Origin of the sequence: Ureibacillus sp. FSL K6-3587 (assembly GCF_038593165.1) — a bacterium.
GTDB classification, from domain to species: domain Bacteria; phylum Bacillota; class Bacilli; order Bacillales_A; family Planococcaceae; genus Ureibacillus; species Ureibacillus suwonensis.
Map to the genome: position 1 here is coordinate 452,062 of NZ_CP151969.1, position 22,572 is coordinate 474,633.

Sequence of the window (22,572 nt, forward strand, 5' to 3'; positions counted from 1 at the left end):
ATTGCCACAAGCCTAATACCATCAAATAATAAAACCAGGCCATTGTTGACCTGGTTTTTTCAAACTATTTTTCACATGCCCATCCATCGTTGTCCCGGTCCATTTTAGCCTGGTAGGCGGGATGGCCGGATTGAACCCCGTTCGGATAATACTTCCGCATCTCTGTACAATTGGCAAAACTTGACGGTGCTCCCGGCACGACAGTGGATTGATTATTGTTCTGTGTTGTTTGGGAGGTGTTTTCAAACGGTTTCGCATTCAACGTATACAAATAGCCGTCCGATGTGATGACAATATTGCCGCTTGCCGCCGTGCTGTATGCTTTGGCGCCGACCGTTTTTATATTGCTCAACACGCCGCTGTTCGGATGGCCGTATGAATTTCCTTCGCCGTAGCTGAGGATGACCGTTTCAGGCTTCACCGCGCGCAAAAACGCCAAACTTGAACTTGTGCTTGAGCCGTGATGCCCCGCTTTCAAAATTTCCGATTCCACATTGTATTTCGCCATCATTTGCGATTCGATGGCTGTGTCCGCATCCCCTGTCAACAGCGCATCCACATCCTGATAAGACACTTTTAATACGATGCTTGCCTCATTCGTCTCTTCCGCATAGGCATTCACATTGAGCACCTGGATTTTTAATGATGGATCAATGGTTAAAGACTCGCCCATGACCGATTGACGGTAATCGGATCCTTCATTTTTGACGGCGTTCAATAGTGCAATATACGTGTCTGTTGCGCTCACTTTCCCGCTGTCGATAAAGTGTTCCACTTGGAATGCGGCCAATACGTCGAGCAAGCCGCCGATATGATCGGCATCCGGATGGGTCGCAACGACATAGTCAAGCGTATTGATTTTCAATGATTTCAAATACGCGACCACTTCATCCCCTGCCGATTTTGGACCGCCATCCACCAATATGGTTTTGCCATTTGGCGTTTGAATCAGGATGGAATCCCCTTGTCCAACATCAAGGAAATGGACTTTCATATTTTTTAATACGGTTGAACCGGTTTCTTTGTAACGGACAGCCCGGGCTACAAACGTCGCCAAATGGGCTTTCGTCAAGTTGTTTTGCGGTTTGAATGTGCCGTCGGTGTATCCTGTCGTAATGCCCGCTTTGGCCAATTGTTTGACCGCTTCATAAGCCGTATGCCCTTTTGGCACATCTTTGAAAGTTTGCGTCCCGTTCGGCAATTTGTAAGCCCGGGCGATGAAGGCTGCCATATGGCCACGGGTCACTTTTTGGTCCGGTTTGAATGTGCCGTCCGGATACCCGTTGATGATTCCGGCTTTCGTTGCCTCATAAATATAGCCGCTGTATTTATGGCTTTTCGGCACATCTTTGAAGCCGGTTGCCTTAGGCGTATTATCCAATTTTAACGCCTTCGCCAGCATGACGATGACATCCATACGGGTCGCCGTATCGGCAGGGGCAAATGTTGCCGCTGGATCAATGGCCCCCTTATCCACCAAATATTCGATGTCCGAATAATTGTAGTGGGTTTTTGGAACATCCCGGAATGTTTGCGCATAGGACGGAACCGCAAAAGATAGGATGAGTATCATTGATAAGATGGTCGATAAAATTTTCTTCATTATTCTTCTCCCTTAGTTTCATTCAAGGCTCCATTATAGGCTTGAATCGGAAGTTTGTACACCCATGTTCGGTTGGCAGCATTGTCAGTCCGTTTTAATAATGCCAATGTTGCCCTTCCAACGCATTTTCTTGCAAATAAAAAACTCTCCTCCGCTAAAAGCAGAGGAGAGCATAGGATGTTACAGATGAATCGCGCGGTAAACAAACAGAACGAAATGTTCCCGGCGGATGTTTTCATTCGGTTTGAATGTGCCGTCCTGGTATCCGGTTGTTACGTTATGATATGCCAATGCTTGAATGTAGGAAACGGCCCAGTGTTGGGACGGAACATCGGCAAAACTGATTTTTTGGTTATTCAAGCTGGCTGTTTGCACTTTCGTATGATCCAATTCAAAGGCTTCGGAAATGATTTTGGCCATTTGGGCGCGGGTCAATTTCCCTTTCGGATCAAATGTGCCGTTTTCTTTCCCGCTCATGATGCCTGCATTTGCCACCGCGGCAATTTGTTTGTAGTAAACATGCGTTTTTGGAACGTCTTTGAAGTTTGGATCTTTGACATTGTTTGTATTCAAATTGAGCACTCTCGCCAAAATGACGGCCGCATGCTCTCGGGAAATGTTTTCTTTCGGTTTGAATGTGCCATCGCTGTAACCTGTGATGATATTATTTTTGGCGCTGTATTCGATTTCGTTGTAGTATCGGTAATTTGAAGGCACATCTTTGAAGATGGATTTGTCCTTCACTTGCACAGCCATGGAAACCGATTTTGACCCCAATGTCGCAACAATTTTTCCGCTGCCCGGATTTGTCGCCTTAAATTGGCCGGAAGAAGTGATTGTGCCGATGTTTCCTTCCACCGACCATTTCACTTGATTGGCGTTATAGATGAGTGTTTTCCCTTCCGCATCTTTTGCATTCACCGTGTAGTTTTGCGTTTCATCCACTGTGACTTCCTTGGCCCCTTGGATCGTCATGGAGCTTGGGGCATCCACGATGGTCACAGGGAAGGATTGGAGGACTTTTCCTTTATACATGATATAAATCCGGTCTTCTCCCGCTTTCGTTGTTGTAAATGTCGTGCCGTTCACCTGCAAAGTTTTGTTTTGGGATGCAAGACTGATAGAATCGGAAGCAAGCGGAAGCGGATTATAGTATTCATCCAATACATATTGGACGTTGACCGTCGAACTTGTTCCGACAAGCATTGTACCTACGTTCGTGCGGGAGTATTTGAGTGTTTTCGCTTCTCCCAATGGTGCGGTGCTGATCGCTTCCAAAATGGCATGGACCGCACGCGGAGAACCGCCCGATGGTTTATTGATCAGAACAACATCATTGCTTCCATATTTCCGGATCCCCATCGTTGTGGAGCCGCCGCCATCCAGGTTGATGGCTGTATCCACGCCCAAAGAGACCAAATAATTGGCCAGTTGCGTCATATTCATTCCTTTGCTGTGGGACTGTCTTCCATCCACCGTAATGAAATGGACCGTTTTCTTATCTTTGCTTAACGCCACAACCGTTCTTGGAGCCACTTCTCTTGCGCGGCTGGAAGAAGTGCTCATCATGATGTACGGTTTGCCGTCACGCACCAAGAATGGCCCTGAAGCAAGGATGAATTGCGCATCTTTCCATTGGGCGTCGATATCAAAATTCACGCTGATTTGCTGTCCGATTTGCAAATTGGAGAAAGTTTTGCTGTATGGTGAGCCTCCCTGAACAGACAGAATAAATCCGTTTTTCGGAATGGCATGTTTCGTTTGTCCATAAGGGGCGATTTCTTTGACCCTTCCTGAAATGGTATCGCCAAAATAGATGGGTCCCACCGGTTGATCGCCTTCGATGATTACGTCGAATCCATATTCATTGTTGTTCGTATAGCCGAGGTAATAATTTGGTGTATAAACCACGACTTCATTGGCGTTGCGGACACGGTCCATTCCAGAAAGATCATAAGTGCTGCCGTTGGTCGACATTGTAATTTTCATATCAAAATAATCGATGATGCCTTGTCCATTTTTACCGATGCCGAATGCCGTCGGAACGTTCATGTATTGATCCGCGCCTTCCGACACAAGACCGCCGTTGATGATGCGGTTATTTTTCGCAATCAAAAATGCGGGAACGCCCGTGCTCATATTGAAAAATGCCGCGTTGATCGCACCGACCACCCGATTTCCGTCTCGGGAATCGCGGTTTGCGATGGCCAGCACCGTTTCCCGTTTATTATAGGCGCTTGGCAATCCAACATCGACTTTCGTATATGAATCATTCAAATTGATTGATAGATGATTGATCACATTCGTATAGCTGTCTTTGTATGTATATTGGCTATACATCACTCCGGAAGAAACCGGATATTGCTCATTGACCGTTCGGGCCGCTTGTACTGGTGCTACAGTCCCGATCAATAGCAACAATGCGAAAACAATTGATAATACTTTTTTCATTCTCTCTCGCTCAAAAAAAGAGCACTCACCTTCCTCCCTTTTCATCTTTTTCCATTAAACCATATTAAACTATAAAAGAGGAAGATAAAATAAGAGAATTCAAAAACACTACTTTCTACCCTGCTATTTTCATAATATTTCTATTTCATTTATATCAATTCACCCCTTAATAACTTAGTAATATTTTGATAGTATTGGAAATAGAGAGGAGGAGGAAGATGAAAAAATTAGTAGGAATGATGTTTACCATTTTGCTGGTTTTCTCGCTCTTTTCCATCAACCAGGTGGAAGCGGCGGATGATGTGACTGGCAACTATCATGAACGTTCGCTGCGCTATCTGATTTCGAAAGGGGCTTTGACGCCGGACGAGAATGGGAAATACAACCCGAATGCGACGGTGACACGGGCTCAATTCGCGGCATTCATTTCAAGAGTCATCGGATTGTCGAATGGAAAGGATCCGATCTCTTTCAGCGACGTGCCGTCAAACAACAAATATTATCAGGATATTCAAAAAGCCGCATCAGCCGGAATCGTGACGGGATATGAAAACGGCACATTCAAACCGAATGATCCGATCACACGCCAACATATGGCGGTCATGATTGAGCGTGCGATGAAATATTTGAAGATTCCTACAAGCACAGCGAAAGATTTGACCTTTAAAGACAAAAATCAAATCTACAAGGATTATTATTCCGCTGTCGCAACCGGGGCGGAAAAAGGGATTATCCAAGGGTCTACCGAAAAAGATGGCGTGTATTTTCATCCATTAAAAAACACAACAGTTGCCCAAGCAGCCACATTTATTATTCGGATGATGGAAGTGGCTGGAAACCAAGAGGCGATCAATTTCGGCCCATATGAATTAAGCGTGATCCAAAATGGAACGCTGGCGGCAACCAACACAAAATCCTATGATTTTAATGCCATCAAGCCGAGCGTTCAAAATAGCAACCAAGTCATTACGAAAAACGGCAACATCGTTTATATGTATCCAGGTGCCGGTTTCGCAGTGGCGAAAGCTTACAGCGTGTTGAACTCCCAAACAATCGGGGATCAAGTCAGCGTGGCGACCGGATCACAAATGCAATATCTTGGTTCGGAAGGAAATAAAGTGAAAGTGGATTTGGCCGGCCAAGTGGGCTATGTGGATGCAAACACATTGACGTTGTACCCTTACACCTTGTCAAAAGGCCGCAACTATTATAAAAATGTGGGCGGAGAAATCGTGCATGTCTTGGTGAATCCGCAAACCGGCAAAGAAACGGCAAGTTATACGTTCGGCAAAGCGCCAAGCCAAATGAGAGCCGGCGTCAAGTATTACAGCTGGGATGGCATCACGTTCTATACAGGTGAGGAAAAATTTACATATTACAACTATTATCAGTTCCTTCCTGTTCATACGAAAACCCAATATACAGCTGATGAATTGGACAGATATATCGACTACGCATTAAAAGAGCGGGAAAAACAAGGCGGACGCTATACGAACGCTTCGAAGAAAAGTAAATTAATCGGTTTAGGGAAAAAGTTGAAAGCCTTTGAAGAAGAATACGGCGTCAACGCCATGATGATTTTGGCGCTCGCCTTCCATGAAAGCGATTTTGGAATGAGCGATTATGCGCAAAATTACAACAACTTGTTTGGTTTGTACGTCTATGACACAAATCCATTGAAAAAAGAATTCGCATCCCCGGAAGCAAGCATCCGTGAATTGATGGATCAATTCTGGTGGAAAAACTATATTCCGGCCAATGCTTCCTTTGCCCACGGTGCTGTATTTGGAACAAAACGCATCGGATTCAACGTGAAATACGCATCCGATCCGTATTGGGGCGCAAAAGCGGCAGGACATTACTACCGTGCGGATAAATACTTGGGCGCCAAAGATGCGAATAAAGGTTATAAAGTCGGATTAACAAATACGACGGGATTGAATGTCCGGACGGGCGCATCCACAAGTTTCCCTGCTATTTACCGATATAACCGTTCAATGCTCCCAGTGTTGATTTCAAGCACCAACCTTGTTTCAAGCGGATGGTACGAAATCATCCCGGACAGCCGCAACCATAAAGTGGCCTACGTAAGTGCACAGTACGTCGATATTTTGGATACTGTGAAATAATGATTGGTGTAAGCGCCTGGCAATAGCCAGGTGCTTTTTTTTTGTTTTGAGGGGGGTTATGGGGATTTGGTTGAGTGAGGGGGGATTCGCTTTTGCTATGCGGGGATTCGCTTTTGCTATGCGGGGGATTCGCTTTTGCTATGCGGGGGATTCGCTTTTGCTATGCGGGGGATTCGCTTTTGCTATGCGGGGGATTCGCTTTTGCTATGCGGGGGATTCGCTTTTGCTATGCGGGGGATTCGCTTTTGCTATGCGGGGGATTCGCTTTTGCTATGCGGGGGATTCGGGGTGGAGGAATTCTTCTTTTGTGCGGATGGGGAGTTCTTTGGGGTGGATACATTCTTTTTTCGTGCGGATGGGGGGCTCTTTGGTGTGGATACATTCTTTTTTCGTGCGGATGGGGGGCTCTTTGGTGTGGATACATTCTTATTTCGTGTGGATGGGGAGTTCTTTGGTGTGGATACATTCTTTTTTCGTGCGGATGGGGGCTCTTTGGTGTGGATACATTCTTTTTTCGTGCGGATGGGGGGCTCTTTGGTGTGGATACATTCTTATTTCGTGCGGATGGGGAACTCTTTGGGGTGGATGGGCTTCTTCGCATGTTCGGATGGCATCCCCGCTTGCTCGGATACGACCACTGCTTGCTCGGATAACTCCTCTTCTTGCACGGATGGCAACTTCTCTTGCTCGGATAACTTCTTCTCTTGCTCGGATGGCATCCCCTCTTGCTCGGATACCACCCGTGCTTGCTCACATAATCCCCAATCTCGCTTAGATACCGTCCCTCGCTCGCATATACCATGTAAAAAAGCGCCCCTTAAATTTTTCCCAAACAAAAAACACCCCCGAATGAATCGCTTCATTCGAAAGGTGCCTCAATTTCAAACTTCATCATTTCCCATATAAACTTCTTGTGCTTCCAAGAGAAGCCTCCGCGCCAATTCCCACTTCCGCTTTCTCCGTCTTACTGATTGCAGAAGCAAGAATCACAAATCCCAGCATCAGGATGAAGATCAAATCCAACAATCCGGTATGAATCGAAACGGTAAACAAGGTGATGACAAACGCGTATGCGATTGTATGGAAACTTTTCACTCCGGCTTGTTTCATTTTATTATAAAGCAAGGATACGATGGCTCCATAGAGCAGGAAGCCAATGGCCACGAGCACATATCCCCCATCCAGGAACAATTGGCCGATAAACGTCGGCGTTGTCGTTCTGCCTGGGCGGGTGATGTATTTTCCTTCTTCCACGCTTAATGAGTTCACCACTTCTGTCACTTTCATGCGCGGAGAAATTTGTTCTCCCGGCAAGACGGTACTGAAAATGCCTTTATGGATTTCTCCTTTGAGATAGCCTTCTTTTTCAGTATACTCAATGATTTTACTCAACACGATATGGCCAGTGACCATTTCGCCGTTCAATGCCAAGATCCATTTTGGCGTCGCATTGACGCGCTGTTCAGCTGTCAATAATTTCTCCAGCTCTTCTTCTTCCAAATGCTCACGATCCGGTTGATCCCGCATGTTGAATTCCTTGGACGTATCTTCCATCAACACGCGCACAAACCCGAACAATGCAAAGGAAATGGCCACAACGGCGAGGAATGTCAAGAACCAAGTCAGTTTGACGCGTTTCACCACATAATGAAATACAATAATGCCTGTAAACAACATCAATGCCAATGGTGTCCGATATCCCATCAATAAAAACAGGAACATGACCACAGCAAATAAAATGGCGTACACAATCGCCTTTTTCCACGTCATCGTTTCTTCTTTGATCATTTTATAAGAAAGAAGCAGCAATACCCCGTACCACAACAAGTGGCTGAAGAAATTCAATTTCGGGTCCAAATTCCGGCGCACGGACTCGTCTTCAAGCCCGATCATCCCTTGGGCGATCATCATCACATACGCCACCAATCCGATGGCCGTCAACAGCACCACAAAATGGACGATATATTTGCTCAACTTGGACAACCCGAACGTCGGCAATGTCCATTTTTTGCGATCCACCACATAAACGCCGATGTAATAGCAAACCACCGACAAAATCACGGCCGGCCAAATCGATTTTCTCACATTGAATAAATCGAACCGCCAAAAATCAAACAAACTGACGACGAAGTAAGCCATCAAAATAAACGGCAAAAAGAAATATGGCGAGAACGTATCTATTTTATTTATATTGTTAATCGTCGCTTTTATCCTATCTTTCATATAACTTCCCGAACATCGATTTCCCTGCAGATGCTCTTCCTTTCCCTCTCTTCATTATGTATTTTATTATTTCAGCAAATCAAAGGTAATTATAGCACAAGATAGCGCCATGAAATTAAACATTTCTATTAAAAAATCAATAGATTCCATATTGGATTTGGCGCGGAGAAAGCGCCAAAATCAAATCACCTACTCACTAACCTCATTCACATTCATGCATTTTACATGATTTGAAACCGCAACGCAATTCCCCGGTCAGAATTCGGAATTGGAGAAACATTTCATCCCATTCCGGCGATAGTTTCAGTATGGGCCAAGGATCCCGGATTATGAAAACGTACCGCCGGACAATTTATTCATTTTTTAGATAAACATTCAGGTTCCGGTCATTATAGGCCAATAGGACATAATCCGGATGAATTTCCTTCAAATAGTCGATCAAAGGTTTATCGAAATAGCGTAAATCAATGATGGTCAACCGGCGGAAATGGGATGCCACCAGCAGTTGGATCGGGTTGAAATAGGAATCCTTGATCACCACCAAATGCTTGTCCACTTGGGGCTTTTGATTATAGATATTCAATTCGATCAAATCGCGGCTGTATCCCTCGCTGTATTCGACCGGTCTTGATTCCTCATAAGTTTTGGCGATTCCGTAAAGCTTGTCCACATCCGCCTGATATTCCCTCGTGGCCGTTCTTTCATAAATGGTCAATATCTCTGAAAAATCAATTGGTTCATTGTAACAAACATGATCATCATTTTCCACCGTCATCGCCAAGATTTTGTTCCAAGAACCTAAAAATTCATTTTTCAAACATACGGTATTCCGCTCATCATAAGGGAACGGGGACAAAGATTCGTCCATCCGTTCGCTCAACGTGCCAATCAACGCTTCATATGCCGCATACGCCCCTCTCATCGTCCAATGGTGGTCCGTTTTATAATACATTTCTTCCACAGGAATGGATGGATCCATATAATCCATTAGACGAACTTCATCTACATTTCGTTCCTTCAACAGCTCATGAACTTTCCGGTTTTGTTCCTGCCCCACATCTTTTGGCATGAACTCGGGAGCTTTCAAAATATATGTGGCTTTGGCTGGGAATGAATAATACGTGAACGGGATGCCGGCTTGTGCCAAATCGTGGGAAAGCCCGGACAATTCATCAACGAACTTCTCGACAGCTTCTTCCTCCACTTCCACCACCGGCGATACAGCAATCCAGCCATCTCCGGCAAGATAATATTTATCGTTCAAATACAATTTCCCCATATGTCTTTGCAACAGCACGTATTCTCTGATCCAGCCGTCCCGCTTTGGAAACTGGTCGGTGAAATAGTCCTCAAGATGCTTCGAATATTCCCCAGAAAATATTTGTTCCAATCCGGGCCGTTTATTCAGCACTGTCAAATTGCGGTTCTCCATTTGGGAAACTGCCCGGTCCGGCATCCATACGTGCACTATGAGCATGCCAAATATGAAGATGAAGAAACTTATCGGCAACAGCAATTCGAATTTTTTCATCATATCACCTAGAATCTGAAATAAATAAACGGATTATGCGTTGAATTCACCAAAAACATCGTCACGATGAACACAATCAATAAATAGTAAGCGGTTTGGACAATCCGGAGCGACACATAAAAGCCGTTGTTTTCTTGCGCTTTTTGTTCACTCCATTTTGCATACCATTGATAAACCGGGATTGAGAAGAGGATGCCCGCCACATAATAAAGGCCATAATCATTCAGAACCAGCAATGTTCGATAATCATATAATGGAACGTCTTTCAAGAAGAACATGGTTTTGATGTAATTAAAGGAATAAGCAAAATCATCCGCCCGGAAAAAGACCCAGCCGATCATGACAATCAACAGCACATACACATGGCGCAACACTCGGGGGATGTTATCGAGCCATTTCAAGACCACCCATTTTTCCAAACAGATCAACACGCCGTAGTAGAACCCCCATGCCATGAACGTCCAGCTGGCACCATGCCAAAATCCGGTCAAAGTCCACACGACCAACAAATTCCGGTAGACTTTCCATTGGGCATCGACGCGGCTTCCGCCTAACGGGAAATACACATAATCCCTGAACCATTGGCTTAACGAAATGTGCCAACGACGCCAAAACTCCGTAATGGATTGGCTGATGTACGGATAATTGAAGTTTTCCAAAAACTTGAATCCGAAAATGCGCGCCAGTCCGATCGCCATGTCGCTGTATCCGGAGAAATCAAAGTAGATTTGCAGCGTATAAGCCAGGATGCCCAGCCAAGCCGTCCCCGTCGTCAAGTTGTCGCCGGAAAGGGCAAAACAATAATCCGCCACAGCCCCCATCGGATTGGCGATCAGCACTTTTTTCGCCAACCCTTGAATAAATCTGCGCGTCCCGATCATTAAATCTTCATTTTTAATGATCCGTCGCTTGATTTGCTCGGCAATCGTCTGATAACGCACAATCGGCCCTGCAACGAGCTGGGGGAACAGGGAAATAAACAGGGACAAATCGGTGAGGCTCCGCTGCGCCTTCACTTCCTGCCTGTACACGTCGATGATATAGCTCATGGCTTGGAAGGTATAGAAGGAAATCCCGATTGGAAGCGGAACTTCCTCGAATTCAATGTCGACATGAAACAGGTCTTCCCATATGCCGATAAAGAAACCCGCGTATTTGTAATAGCCCAAAATCGCAATATTGACGATCAGCGTCAGTATCAACAACCGCTTCTTTTTCGCGGAAGGAGGCGTTTGATCGATGACAATCCCCATCACATAGTTCACCAAAATGGAAATCAGCATCAAAAAAACGTATTTCGGCTCTCCCCAGGCATAGAAAAACAAACTCGCAATCAACAACACCATATTGCGGAAATATTTTGGAGAAATGAAATAAGCGATAATGACTAACGGCAAAAATAAATATAAGAACACTAAGCTACTAAATACCATCGTATTACCCCAATACTATGCATTTGTTTTCCGTGAAAATCGACAATAAACTGTGTTTTTCGCAAATTCTCTCTACTTTGTACATTGTAAACGAAAGTCTTGGCCAGTGCCATTCCATATTTGGATTTATTAATGGCAGATCAGTTTTTGATAAGCGAATTTTCTTATGGGATTGGGACATTTATGCCCAGATTCGGCGGATATGCTTCTTTTGTGACGCCTTAAATTTTCGTTTGGCGGATTGTTCTTGGATTTTGGCGGATTTCTTCATCAGCATGGCGGATTTGTTCCCTGATTCGGCGGATTTCCTTCTTTTATGAAGCCTCAATTTTTCGTTTGGCGGATTTTCCTTGAACTTGGCGGATTTCTTCATCAGCATGGCGGATTTGTTCCCTGATTCGGCGGATATGCTTCTTTTGTGACGCCTTAAATTTTCATTTGGCGGATTTTCCTTGGATTTTGGCGGATTTCTTCATCAGCATGGCGGATTGATGCACTGATTCGGCGGATATGCTTCTTTTGCGACGCCTCAATTTTTCGTTTGGCGGATTTTCCTTGAACTTTGGCGGATTTTCTCATTAGAATGGCGGATTTGTTCCCAAATTTGGCGGTTTTCCTTCTTTTATGAAGCCTCAATTTTTCGTTTGGCGGATTTTCCTTGAACTTTGGCGGATTTCTTCATCAGCATGGCGGATTTGTTCCCAAATTTGGCGGATTCCCTTCTTTTATGAAGCCTCAATCTTTCATTTGGCGGATTTTCCTTGGATTTTGGCGGATTTCTTCATCAGCATGGCGGATTGATGCACTGATTCGGCGGATATGCTTCTTTTGCGACGCCTCAATTTTTCGTTTGGCGGATTTTCCTTGAACTTTGGCGGATTTTCTCATTAGAATGGCGGATTTGTTCCCAAATTTGGCGGTTTTCCTTCTTTTATGAAGCCTCAATCTTTCATTTGGCGGATTTTCCTTGGATTTTGGCGGATTTCTTCATCAGCATGGCGGATTGATGCACTGATTCGGCGGATATGCTTCTTTTGCGACGCCTCAATTTTTCGTTTGGCGGATTTTCCTTGAACTTTGGCGGATTTCTTCATCAGCATGGCGGATTGATGCACTGATTCGGCGGATATGCTTCTTTTGCGACGCCTCAATTTTTCGTTTGGCGGATTTTCCTTGAACTTTGGCGGATTTCTTCATCAGCATGGCGGATTTGTTCCCAAATTTGGCGGATTCCCTTCTTTTATGAAGCCTCAATCTTTCATTTGGCGGATTTTCCTTGGATTTTGGCGGATTTCTTCATCAGCATGGCGGATTGATGCACTGATTCGGCGGGTATGCTTCTTTTGCGACGCCTTAAATTTTCGTTTGGCGGATTTTCCTTGAACTTTGGCGGATTTCTTCATCAGCATGGCGGATTTGTTCCCAAATTTGGCGGATTCCCTTCTTTTATGAAGCCTCAATCTTTCATTTGGCGGATTTTCCTTGAACTTTGGCGGATTTCTTCATCAGCATGGCGGATTTGTTCCCAAATTTGGCGGATTTCCTTCTTTTATGAAGCCTCAATTTTTCGTTTGGCGGATTTTCCTTGAACTTTGGCGGATTTCTTCATCAGCATGGCGGATTTGTTCCCAAATTCGGCGGTTTTCCTTCTTTTATGAAGACTCAATTTTTCGTTTAGCGGATTTCTTCATCAGCATGGCGGATTTGTTCCCAAATTTGGCGGATTTCCTTCTTTTATGAAGACTCAATTTTTCGTTTGGCGGATTTTCCTTGAACTTTAGCGGATTTCTTCATCAGCATGGCGGATTTGTTCCCAAATTTGGCGGATTTCCTTCTTTTATGAAGCCTCAATTTTTCGTTTGGCGGATTTTCCTTGAACTTTGGCGGATTTCTTCATCAGCATGGCGGATTTGTTCCCAAATTCGGCGGTTTTCCTTCTTTTATGAAGACTCAATTTTTCGTTTAGCGGATTTCTTCATCAGCATGGCGGATTTGTTCCCAAATTTGGCGGATTTCCTTCTTTTATGAAGACTCAATTTTTCGTTTGGCGGATTTTCTCATCAGCATGGCGGATTAATGCACTGATTCCGCTACAAAGCCAAATTTCCCATTGTTGCCCTAAAGAATTCCCCCCGCAATCCCAAAGCAATATAAAGAATGAGCCGCCCAAAAAGCTTTCATCTCTTCAGGCAGCCCACCCACATTAATTACTATAATAATTGACGATTCCTTGATAAATCGCGTTTCCAAAAATCTCTTGATAGTTGCTGTTGACCAGTTTGGAGAGGTCCTCATTATTCGTAATGAAGCCCAACTCGACAAGCACCGACGGGAAGACCGAGTGGCGGATCACGTAATAATCCTCGCGTTTCACTCCACGATTCACCATATCCGCCTGCTTCACAATCTCGTTGTTGATGTTTGTCGCAAGCGCTTTGTCTTCGAGTTCATTATCATTTGCGGTAATGCTGTAATACGTTTCCGTTCCCTTGGCGCTGGAACTGGATGAGGAATTGACATGAATGCTTACGAACATTTCAGCATATTTCCCTTGAGCAAAATCCACCCGATCCTGCAATGTAGGATATGTATCCCCTTCGCGCGTCATATACACCACCGCGCCATCTCTTTCCAACTTTTGTTTCACCGTGCTGGCCACCGCCAGAGCGATGCGTTTTTCCGCATAACTGCCGTTTACTGCCCCCGGATCTTTTCCGCCATGTCCTGGATCAATCACGATGATCCGGTTTTTCACGGCCGTTCCGCTTTGGTTGATCAATTTCAAATACGTTTTATGCACATAGCCGACGGAACCTTTATAGTTCACTTTGGCCCACCAACCATCAATGGAAATGACGTACACTTCATCGCCGCGATTCAATTTTCCGATAATGGAGGAACTTGCATTCGCCGCACTCCGGACATTCAAATCATTCACCGTCGCGCGTCCAATGGTATCCGTTCTTTCAGGAGCCGTTTGATGCTGGCATGGATTTTGGCCCGTCACCGGTTTCACATCCAGACGGAATTGGGCGTTCATGGCCCGTGCCACCAACAAGGAGAATTGCATTCTTGTCAAATAGCTGTCCGGATTGAATTTTCCGTTGCTTCCTTGGGCAATTCCATTGTAGTATAAGGCATTTATATATTTAAAATACGGATGGTTGGTTGGAACATCACAGAATGGCGACGGATAAGACGCATATTTGTTCACATCCAATTTGAATGCCTTTGCCACCGCCATGCTCATTTCTCCACGGGTAAGCGGGGCATACGGATTGAACCGTTTATTGGAAGTATTGAAAAGCCCCAGACTGGCCGCTCTTTCCACAAATCCCGATAATTCAGGATCCGCTTTCGGATTGACGTCCACAAAGGAAGATTGCGAAACTTTCAGCGGTTGATAACCTGCACCCAGCACAACCATTTTTGCGGCTTGTCCACGAGTGACAGAGTTATATAACTTGAACACTTGCTTTCCATTTTCGTTATAGCCTTTAATGATGCCCCGATCCGCCAAATAATTGATTGGTTGATAGGCTTCATGCGTTGCAGGAACGTCGGCAAACCGTTGACTCGCGGATGCTTCCGTACTGAATGCCGCCATCATTACAAGCGACAATAATGCACATAAGAAGCCGAATTTTTTCAAAAACATTTCGTTTCCAACTCCCCCTTCCAAATTCGTACAAAATAGTAACTGGTATTTTCAAAAATAGCACTTTTTTGATGTGATTTAAAGGCATTTTTCATTTTTTAATGATAAAGCAACAGATAATTAGTAGTTTTTGTTAATTTTCTTTCCGGTTGATAAAAATTGCTGGTTTCTATACGGATCGGAATCTCTTTGGATGAATCATGGAATAATTTTCCGCAAACAAGCCAAATTGAAGCATTGCTGCGGGAAAGGGATCATTTGAAAGCGAACTGTCCCTCCCTTTCCGAGCAATGCATCAATTGTAGAATCTCTTGTAAAATTACAGAAATTCTTGCCATTATGGCGCTTTAAATGCCTATATTATTGATTCGTTGCGCGGCTTAAGAAAGTCTCCAACTGAGTAAGCGTCACATAATCGTTCGGTCCGTACAAGCCATTGCCTTTTCCGATGGTGATGCCATGCTGCGCCAAAATCGTAATATAATCATAAGCCCAATGATTTTGAGGTACATCATGGAATTGCACCGCTTTGCCAGTCGGTTGCAAGTTGAAAGCCACTACGAGCACTTTGGCCATTTGGGCGCGGGTGATCGGAGAATTCGGATTGAATTTTCCTTGCTCATTCCCCTCAAAGATTTTCAATTGATGAAGGGCTGTTGCGGCCCCAGCCACTGAATCGGTCGGTTTGATATCGACGAATGGCGAATTGGTATTGGAAGTATCAAGGCTCAACCCTTCCGCCAAGCGCAAAGCCACTTTCTCGCGAGAAGCATAAAAGCTGAAATCGACCGCTGCCGGTTTCACTTCAGGAGCCGCTTTTGAGAAATCCACGATGCGTTTTGCTCCAACATAACGGCTCTTCCAGTAACTGTTATCCAATGAAGCAATGCTGACCCCTTTACTTGAAGAAGAATTGATAAACTGATTGTTTCCGATGTAAATCCCTACATGGGAAACGTCATTTCCGGACGTATTAAAGAATACGAGATCCCCAACCTGCAAATTTGCTTTTGAAACGGGCGTGCCTTGTGTATATTGGGCTGCGGATGTCCGGTTGATTTGATAACCCAAATCGGCGAATACTTTCTGCGTAAATCCGGAACAATCAAATCCTTGTGTTGTCGTGCCGCCCCATACATATGGGACCCCTATGTATTGTTTTGCTGTTGCTACTAATTCTTGTGTAGTTGCCGCTTCCGCTTCCACGATGGGTGATGTAAAAATCATGAAAGATGCAAAAACCGGTATTAGCCATCGCTTCTTCACTGTCAAATCCTCCTTCAATTTCCTCACTTCGCAATCTATTTCGAGACTACCATAAATTTGGGACCAGTGATTTTTCATTTATGTAACGATTTGTTTTGCGATTTTTGAGAAAAATTACGTCTAAGGAAGAAAATAACGCATTTAACAACATTCCGTTTTACAAAAAGTGATAAAATGTAATGCGTTTGTAATATTACTATTAAAAAAATAATATTTTTTAAAAGGAAATCAAGGATAATATTGGATTTTTAACATAAATAAAGTAATTTTTTGATTTGGATGGAAGATGGTTGAAACGCTTTTTGGTGGCTTGATTTAGGGAAGGATTTTCGCATTTGAAGGAAGGATATGATCCGATTGATTTGGCTGGTGGCTTTTTGTCACTTGGCGATTATTTTTATCCCTTTGGCGATTATCCTTCCTGATGTGACGATTATTTCGGCCATTTTGACGATGATCCCTTGGGGCGGGGCTCCTTTTTTGTCCCTTGGCGATTATTTTTATCCCTTTGGCGGTTATCCTTCCTGATGTGACGATTATTTCGGCCATTTTGACGATGATCCCTTGGGGCGGGGGCTCCTTTTTTGTCCCTTGGCGATTATTTTTATCCCTTTGGCGATTATCTTTCCCGATGGGGCGATTATTCTCGTAACTTTGGCGATGATCCTATTGCAGAGGTGCCTCTTTTTTGCCCCGCGGCAATTATCTTCTTCCTTTTGGCGATTATCCTTCCCAATGTGGCGATTATTCCCGCGACTTTGGCTATTATTGTTCGGGGAAGAACCCCCTATTTTAGTCCTCAGCGATTATCCGCCCAAGGTAGTGCCCCCAGCCTGAAACGCCCAACCAAAAGAAAAACTGCCTGGAAACTTCCCCTTCCAGACAGTCAAATAATTCATTACCCAACGGCCGCACCGAGCAGCCTACTGAGCCTTCACATCAATTTTGATAATATTCCACAATTCCTTTATAAATCGAATCGCCAAAGATTTCGATGTATTCGCTGTTTGTCAATTTCGCGCGATCTTCCGGATTGGTAATGAATCCTAATTCCACCAATACGGATGGAAGCAGCATATTGCGAATCACATAATAATCCTCTTGTTTAACGCCGCGGTTGTACATATCCGCATTTTTCACAATTTGATTGTTGATCGCTTTCGCCAACGTTGCATCTTCTTCCACATTCACATTTCCCTGTACACTATAGTACGTTTCTGTTCCTTTGGCGCTCTTGCTTGCAGCGGAGTTGACGTGAATGCTCACAAACACTTCCGCATAGTGGTTCAATGCGATATTCACCCGGTCTTCAAGGGTTGGGTACGTATCGCCCGTTCTCGTCATGATGACTTTGGCCCCGGCCGCTTCCAATTTATTTTTGACAACGGTCGCCACCTTCAAGGTGATCTCTTTTTCCACCGCGCCTTCATCGGATGCGCCAGGGTCTTTGCCGCCATGGCCCGCATCGATGACAATGATGCGCCCTTTCACCGGACTGCCACTTTGGTTGATCAATTTCAAATGGGTTTTATGCACATAGCCTTTTGTCCCTTTGGCTGTCGTCACATTCGCCCAGTTTCCGCTGATGGAATGGACGGCCACCACATCCCCTTTATTGAGGGTGCCGAGGGATTTGGAGGAAGCGTCGGCATTCTGGCGGATGTACAATCCGTTCGTTGTCACCCGTCCAATTGTATTGGTTGTGTAGACAGGCGTCTCTCCCGGATTAGGCTTTTCTGCAGCCTGTTCCTTCGTCGATGAAATTGGAACATAGCCCGGAACGCCTCCTTTTTGCGTCAAATACCAATTTCCAACGGTTTTATACACCGGAATCTGTTCGTTGGCATTATAAGAACCGATCACTTTGGAACTGGTATTTGCCATTTTATAAACATTCACCTTTTGTGTGGCGATGACATTTTTCTGCACTTTGCCGAGGGGTTGCCCCGAATCATCCACCACTTGGGCGTAGCTGCTGGAAATATAGGCATATTGCCCTTTATACATCACTTTGAACCAGCCGGATTGAATTTCAAATAAAGGGAGCTTGTCCCCTTTATTGATTTGCCCGATCCGATTGGCATTGGAGGAGGTATCTTTGGAACTGCGCACATTCAAGCTGTCCGTCGTAGACATCACCGTACCAATGGCATCTTTTTCATTTGGCACTTGCACCCCTTGGACCGGCAATGGCAAACGGAAACGCGATTCTTTTGCCCGGGCGATGAAGGATGCGAATTGCCCCCGGGTAACGGAAGAATCCGGCATAAAGACGCGATCATTGCCGGAAGGGCTTCCTTGCGTGATACCGTTGTAGTAAATGGCCGCAATGTATTTATAATATGGATGGTTTTTCGAAATATCTTTAAACGGAACCGATAAATTGGCATATTTATCCGCATCCAACTGGAAGGCGACCGCCAAAACCTTCGCCATTTCCTTACGGGATAAATTGACATAAGGCTTAAATTCGCCATTATTGTTATAAGCTGTGAAATATCCCGCTTTCACGGCCCTTTCCACGTATTGCGAAACTTCGGTGCCCGCTTGGATATCCTTGAATGAAGATTTGCTGACTGTCAGCGTTCCCAGCCCTTTGGAGATTACCACCATTTTTGCCGCCTGCCATCTCAATACCGGCTCATGCGGCTTATAATATGTACCATTTTTCGTTTCGTACCCTTTGATGGCCCCCAAACCGATCAAATACTGAATTTCCTCATAAGCATCGTAGTTTGTCGGCACATCGACAAATTGTACTTTTGCACTAGCCGTATGTATATTCAATAGGAACGACAAACACAGGACAAAAGCTGTGAACAAAAAACCTGCTCTTTTCTTAAACAATTATCTTCCCGCCCTTCTAAGATAGTAATTTTATTCTACCAAAAGAATTATTTGCATACATCCGTCTTTTCTACCTTATTACCCAATTTCATCCTCGGATGACCCAATAATTTCGACCCAAAAAAATAATTTTCAACAAAAAATGAAAAGGGAGGTGTAATTTTCCGCTTCATTGGGTATTAATGAAATATCAAGATTCGGCTCCAAATAAATCTTGAAAAATAAAAAAGAGAGGTTCGTAATGACCTCTCTCCTATTTTTATGGATGTATTTCAATTCCTACAAGTTGAAGTTGGTAGCGATTGATGATTATTGTAAATTATTTTTTATACGTTCAATGAAAATGTCCAAGTGTTCCAATGTTGCGTAATCATCCACGCCGAATGAACCGTCCGATTTGCCTGTTGTGATGCCGTTGGATGCCAAAATTTGAACATATTCATATGCCCAGTGGTTTGCTGGCACGTCTGTGAATGTTTTTGGTTCACCTTTCATTTGTAAACCATAAGCTTTCACCAAAATTTTGGCCAATTGGGCGCGTGTGATCGGAGAACCAGGGTTGAATTTTCCGCTCGCATCGCCTGTGAAGATTTGTAATTCATTTAATGCTTTTGTCGCGCCAGCATATTTTGAATCAGGTTTCACATCAACGAATGGCGTAGCTGTGTCGTTTGTATCCAAACCTAACGCAGCGGCAAGGCGGATTGCAGCTTCACCACGGGATGCATAAACGCTGAAATCGATTGCGGCTTCTTTTACTTGTTCCGCTTGTTCATTTGTAAATTCCGCCACACGTCTTGCACCGACATAACGGGAGCCCCAATAGTAACGGTCATTGATGTTGTCGATTTCTACGCCACCGGAAGTCGTAGCGGAAATGAATTGATTGCTTCCCAAATAGATGCCGACGTGGGATACGCCTGAGCCGGATGTATTGAAGAACACCAAATCTCCAGGTTTCAAATCACTTTTGGATACAGGTGTTCCTTGAGTGAATTGTTCTCTTGAAGAGCGTTTCAAAGAAATTCCGAATTTTGAGAATATATAGCGCGTATATCCGGAACAATCGATTCCCGTTTGAATGTTTGTTCCACCATATTTATATGGCGCTCCGATATATTGCTTCGCTGTACTAGTTAATTCGTTCACTGTTGCAGCTTCTGCCGCGCTTACTCCAATTCCTGATACAAGCATAAATGATGCAAACATTGGCAATATCCATTTCTTCTTCACGAACACTTGGCCCCTTTCAACTAACTATTCCGTTCTCTATACACTCACAGTTAATAGACTACCATAGAATGAACTCTCGTAATTTTTCATTTGTGTAACTTTTTCCGGTTATAACAGAAAGTGCCGAAATCCTTGTTATTTGAGGAAATTCGGCACTTATAACAGAAAAATATAATATTACTATGTCGATGTTTGTAATATTCCTGTAATAATAGGTATACTTTATTACAAGTTATTTACTAGAAAACAGCTGAACCCAATAATAGTTTCCATTGGCATCGGCTTTGATTCCCACTCCGATATAGGTATAGGAATCTTTCAAAATGTTGTCCCGGTGCTCTTTGGATGCCATCCACGCATTGACGACATCTTTCGGCTTTTTGAAATTGCGGCCGATGTTCTCTCCAAATCTCGTAAATTCGTAATCAAAGAGAGTGGCCATGTCCCACGGATAACCGTAATATGGGGAATAGTGGTCGAAATATTTTCTTTGAATCATGTCCTGGGCTTTGATGATCGCCAGTTGATTCAGGGCCAAGTCTTGTTTCAATGCGGGAAGCCCCGCTTTTTTCCGTTCTTCATTCACCAAATTGACGACTTCATTTGTCCAGCCGGCCGCCGTATTGACTGTCGAAACGTAATGTTTAGATAAATAGTCGTAGGCCAATTGATAAGAATTGATTTTTTTCTTGAAATCGATGCCTCTGTAAACAAGTTCCGACATTTGCGCCCTTGTGACGTTTTTATTGGGCGAAAATGTGGTGGAGGTAGTCCCTTTGATGATGCCCACATCCGCTAGGGATTCAATGTAATCCTTTGCCCAAAAGTTTTTCGGATAGTCTTTGAAAGTGGTTTTATTGATTGAATCCACTTTTACATTGTAAGTGAGGGCGATCATTTTGGCGATTTGGGCTCTTGTCAGCGGCTCTTCGGGGCGGAAAGATTCGTTGTTTTGCACGATTCCCAACTCCGCCAGCTTTCGGATTTCTTTATAATACTTATGGCTTGCCGGAACATCCTTCGCTTTCAGTACGAAATTGGAGTCGAGCGGGATCTCCAGTGACCGGGCCAGGACGCTTGCCGCCTCTGCACGGGTCGCATACTGATTTGGTTTGAAAGTCCCATCAGCGTATCCGCTTATGTACCCTTTTTTGGTCAGTTCCAAAATGGATGTCGATGCCCAAAAGTTGCTATTGATATCTTTATATGTTTGGTTGGAAGCTCCCAGTGCTGTCGTTTCAGTGTGTGAAAAAATCCCAAGCAAAAATAGAAATAAGGCGGCCAACACAATTTTTCGTTTCATTATATCTCTCCACTCTAAGCAATTTGGATTATACCCAATGTTAATATATTATTGATTCTCTATTTCAATTGCAATAACCTTTCGTGGATTCATAGAAATTAATTTTCAACTGCCAAAATGTCCAAAATTTGCAATATTTTTTGAGGGTGAATAAAAAGCATTATCCCCGGAAGATAAAGATGCCGGGGATAATGCTTTTTTCACGCTTATTCGATGCCGATGATTTCGAAATCCCCTCCGCCCGTCGCATCAATGGCTCTTTTCAGGAATGTGGCCAATTGTCCGCGGTTCAACGCAGTATAAGGGCTGAATGTGGTAGGCGTTGTGCCCGTTGTAATTTTATAGTCAACGAGGGTTTGAATGTATTGTCTTGTTGGGATGTCGGAAATGGAATTGACATCTTTGAATGGTGTCACGGTATTTTTGGAGATGGACAATTCAAAAGCCAATGTGATCATTTTGGCAATTTGGGAACGGGTCAATGTGTTTGTCGGGCGGAAAGTGCCGTCCGGAAAGCCGCTGATTACGCCTTTATAGCTGAGCGCAGCAATGGCCCCATAGTATTTGCTTGATTTCGGCACATCTGTGAATTTGGAATTCGGAACATTCACTGTATCCAGCTTCAACGCATTGGCAATAAATAAAGCCGCTTCCTGGCGTGTGACTTGCTTGTACGGTTCGTAGGTGTTGCTGCTTGTCCCTTCAACGATTCCTTTATTGTACAGCTCCACGATGGCTGGATAGTGGGTATCTTTTGTCGTGACATCGATGAATGGGTTCGTCGCCGCATTGGCAGGGGCCGCAACAAGGATGGAAGCGGTGATGATCCCGATGACGAATATCCAACATTTTTTCAGTATGGTCATTGATTTTCCTCCTATTTCGCACTTTCTTT

The 22,572-nt window shown here is 44.2% G+C and carries 18 protein-coding genes; 2 read left to right on the top strand and 16 right to left on the bottom strand.

Features of this window, described 5'->3' with window-relative positions:
• Positions 1 to 64: 64 nt before the first annotated feature.
• Together NSS77_RS02200 and NSS77_RS02205 are read right to left on the bottom strand one after the other, a co-directional pair.
• The gene (locus NSS77_RS02200) at positions 65 to 1,603 is read right to left on the bottom strand and encodes an S-layer homology domain-containing protein (RefSeq protein ID WP_342470192.1); all 1,539 of its coding nucleotides are present in this window, start codon (positions 1,601 to 1,603) and stop codon (positions 65 to 67) included.
• A 180-nt stretch (positions 1,604 to 1,783) separates the two neighbouring features.
• Positions 1,784 to 4,054, bottom strand: a complete 2,271-nt coding sequence (locus tag NSS77_RS02205) for an S-layer homology domain-containing protein (RefSeq protein WP_342470193.1) — start codon at positions 4,052 to 4,054, stop codon at positions 1,784 to 1,786.
• 218 nt (positions 4,055 to 4,272) lie between these two features.
• On the opposite strand from NSS77_RS02205, the gene NSS77_RS02210 reads away from it, so the two are divergent.
• Positions 4,273 to 6,183: an S-layer homology domain-containing protein gene (locus tag NSS77_RS02210; RefSeq protein WP_342470194.1), complete on the top strand. Its 1,911-nt coding sequence runs from the start codon at positions 4,273 to 4,275 to the stop codon at positions 6,181 to 6,183.
• A gap of 551 nt (positions 6,184 to 6,734) precedes the next feature.
• Here NSS77_RS02210 and NSS77_RS02215 read toward each other — a convergent pair.
• The 10 genes from NSS77_RS02215 to NSS77_RS02260 all read right to left on the bottom strand — a co-directional run bounded on the left by NSS77_RS02215 (position 6,735) and on the right by NSS77_RS02260 (position 16,294).
• Positions 6,735 to 7,019, bottom strand: a complete 285-nt coding sequence (locus NSS77_RS02215) for a hypothetical protein (RefSeq protein ID WP_342470195.1) — start codon at positions 7,017 to 7,019, stop codon at positions 6,735 to 6,737.
• Positions 7,020 to 7,074: 55 nt separating this feature from the next.
• On the bottom strand, positions 7,075 to 8,406 hold the full coding sequence (locus NSS77_RS02220; protein WP_342470196.1) for an oligosaccharide repeat unit polymerase: 1,332 nt from the start codon (positions 8,404 to 8,406) through the stop codon (positions 7,075 to 7,077).
• Positions 8,407 to 8,758: 352 nt separating this feature from the next.
• A complete protein-coding gene (locus NSS77_RS02225) occupies positions 8,759 to 9,940 on the bottom strand; it encodes a DHHW family protein (protein ID WP_342470197.1) in 1,182 nt (393 codons plus the stop codon).
• Between the two features lie 5 nt (positions 9,941 to 9,945).
• A complete protein-coding gene (locus tag NSS77_RS02230) occupies positions 9,946 to 11,370 on the bottom strand; it encodes an MBOAT family O-acyltransferase (protein ID WP_342470198.1) in 1,425 nt (474 codons plus the stop codon).
• 181 nt (positions 11,371 to 11,551) lie between these two features.
• Complete coding sequence (locus NSS77_RS02235) at positions 11,552 to 11,749, bottom strand: hypothetical protein (protein WP_342470199.1); 198 nt, start codon at positions 11,747 to 11,749, stop codon at positions 11,552 to 11,554.
• A gap of 356 nt (positions 11,750 to 12,105) precedes the next feature.
• The gene (locus NSS77_RS02240) at positions 12,106 to 12,315 is read right to left on the bottom strand and encodes a hypothetical protein (RefSeq protein WP_342470200.1); all 210 of its coding nucleotides are present in this window, start codon (positions 12,313 to 12,315) and stop codon (positions 12,106 to 12,108) included.
• A 99-nt stretch (positions 12,316 to 12,414) separates the two neighbouring features.
• Entirely contained in the window at positions 12,415 to 12,573 is a 159-nt protein-coding gene (locus NSS77_RS02245; RefSeq protein ID WP_342470201.1) for a hypothetical protein, read from the bottom strand.
• Positions 12,574 to 12,620: 47 nt separating this feature from the next.
• Positions 12,621 to 12,779 carry a hypothetical protein gene (locus tag NSS77_RS02250; protein ID WP_342470202.1) on the bottom strand — a complete coding sequence of 53 codons (159 nt, stop codon included), beginning with the start codon at positions 12,777 to 12,779 and terminating at the stop codon, positions 12,621 to 12,623.
• Between the two features lie 794 nt (positions 12,780 to 13,573).
• Positions 13,574 to 15,028, bottom strand: coding sequence for an N-acetylmuramoyl-L-alanine amidase (locus NSS77_RS02255; RefSeq protein ID WP_342470203.1), 1,455 nt, complete (start codon positions 15,026 to 15,028; stop codon positions 13,574 to 13,576).
• Between the two features lie 360 nt (positions 15,029 to 15,388).
• Positions 15,389 to 16,294, bottom strand: a complete 906-nt coding sequence (locus tag NSS77_RS02260) for a C40 family peptidase (RefSeq protein WP_342470204.1) — start codon at positions 16,292 to 16,294, stop codon at positions 15,389 to 15,391.
• Positions 16,295 to 16,642: 348 nt separating this feature from the next.
• Here NSS77_RS02260 and NSS77_RS02265 point away from each other — a divergent pair, with 348 nt between their 5' ends.
• Positions 16,643 to 16,822: a hypothetical protein gene (locus NSS77_RS02265; RefSeq protein WP_342470206.1), complete on the top strand. Its 180-nt coding sequence runs from the start codon at positions 16,643 to 16,645 to the stop codon at positions 16,820 to 16,822.
• A 411-nt stretch (positions 16,823 to 17,233) separates the two neighbouring features.
• Here NSS77_RS02265 and NSS77_RS02270 read toward each other — a convergent pair whose 3' ends face one another.
• From NSS77_RS02270 to NSS77_RS02285, 4 genes are all read right to left on the bottom strand, one after another.
• Positions 17,234 to 19,141 carry an N-acetylmuramoyl-L-alanine amidase gene (locus NSS77_RS02270; protein ID WP_342470207.1) on the bottom strand — a complete coding sequence of 636 codons (1,908 nt, stop codon included), beginning with the start codon at positions 19,139 to 19,141 and terminating at the stop codon, positions 17,234 to 17,236.
• Positions 19,142 to 19,450: 309 nt separating this feature from the next.
• Positions 19,451 to 20,374 (bottom strand): NlpC/P60 family protein, encoded by a 924-nt coding sequence (locus tag NSS77_RS02275; RefSeq protein WP_342470208.1) that lies wholly within the window; start codon positions 20,372 to 20,374, stop codon positions 19,451 to 19,453.
• 232 nt (positions 20,375 to 20,606) lie between these two features.
• The gene (locus NSS77_RS02280; protein ID WP_342470209.1) at positions 20,607 to 21,677 is read right to left on the bottom strand and encodes an S-layer homology domain-containing protein; all 1,071 of its coding nucleotides are present in this window, start codon (positions 21,675 to 21,677) and stop codon (positions 20,607 to 20,609) included.
• A 206-nt stretch (positions 21,678 to 21,883) separates the two neighbouring features.
• Entirely contained in the window at positions 21,884 to 22,543 is a 660-nt protein-coding gene (locus tag NSS77_RS02285; RefSeq protein ID WP_342470210.1) for an S-layer homology domain-containing protein, read from the bottom strand.
• Between the last annotated feature and the right edge of the window lie 29 nt (positions 22,544 to 22,572).

Bases quoted from the DNA above. Each gene is read 5' to 3' on its own strand.
- NSS77_RS02220 (WP_342470196.1), bottom strand. From the start codon at position 8,406: ATGAAAGATAGGATAAAAGCGACGATTAACAATATAAATAAAATAGAT.
- NSS77_RS02225 (WP_342470197.1), bottom strand. From the start codon at position 9,940: ATGATGAAAAAATTCGAATTGCTGTTGCCGATAAGTTTCTTCATCTTC.
- NSS77_RS02210 (WP_342470194.1), top strand. From the start codon at position 4,273: ATGAAAAAATTAGTAGGAATGATGTTTACCATTTTGCTGGTTTTCTCG.
- NSS77_RS02265 (WP_342470206.1), top strand. From the start codon at position 16,643: ATGATCCGATTGATTTGGCTGGTGGCTTTTTGTCACTTGGCGATTATT.
- NSS77_RS02235 (WP_342470199.1), bottom strand. From the start codon at position 11,749: ATGCTGATGAAGAAATCCGCCAAGTTCAAGGAAAATCCGCCAAACGAA.
- NSS77_RS02205 (WP_342470193.1), bottom strand. From the start codon at position 4,054: ATGAAAAAAGTATTATCAATTGTTTTCGCATTGTTGCTATTGATCGGG.
- NSS77_RS02280 (WP_342470209.1), bottom strand. From the start codon at position 21,677: ATGAAACGAAAAATTGTGTTGGCCGCCTTATTTCTATTTTTGCTTGGG.
- NSS77_RS02255 (WP_342470203.1), bottom strand. From the start codon at position 15,028: ATGTTTTTGAAAAAATTCGGCTTCTTATGTGCATTATTGTCGCTTGTA.
- NSS77_RS02230 (WP_342470198.1), bottom strand. From the start codon at position 11,370: ATGGTATTTAGTAGCTTAGTGTTCTTATATTTATTTTTGCCGTTAGTC.
- NSS77_RS02200 (WP_342470192.1), bottom strand. From the start codon at position 1,603: ATGAAGAAAATTTTATCGACCATCTTATCAATGATACTCATCCTATCT.
- NSS77_RS02250 (WP_342470202.1), bottom strand. From the start codon at position 12,779: ATGCTGATGAAGAAATCCGCCAAAGTTCAAGGAAAATCCGCCAAACGA.
- NSS77_RS02245 (WP_342470201.1), bottom strand. From the start codon at position 12,573: ATGCTGATGAAGAAATCCGCCAAAGTTCAAGGAAAATCCGCCAAACGA.
- NSS77_RS02285 (WP_342470210.1), bottom strand. From the start codon at position 22,543: ATGACCATACTGAAAAAATGTTGGATATTCGTCATCGGGATCATCACC.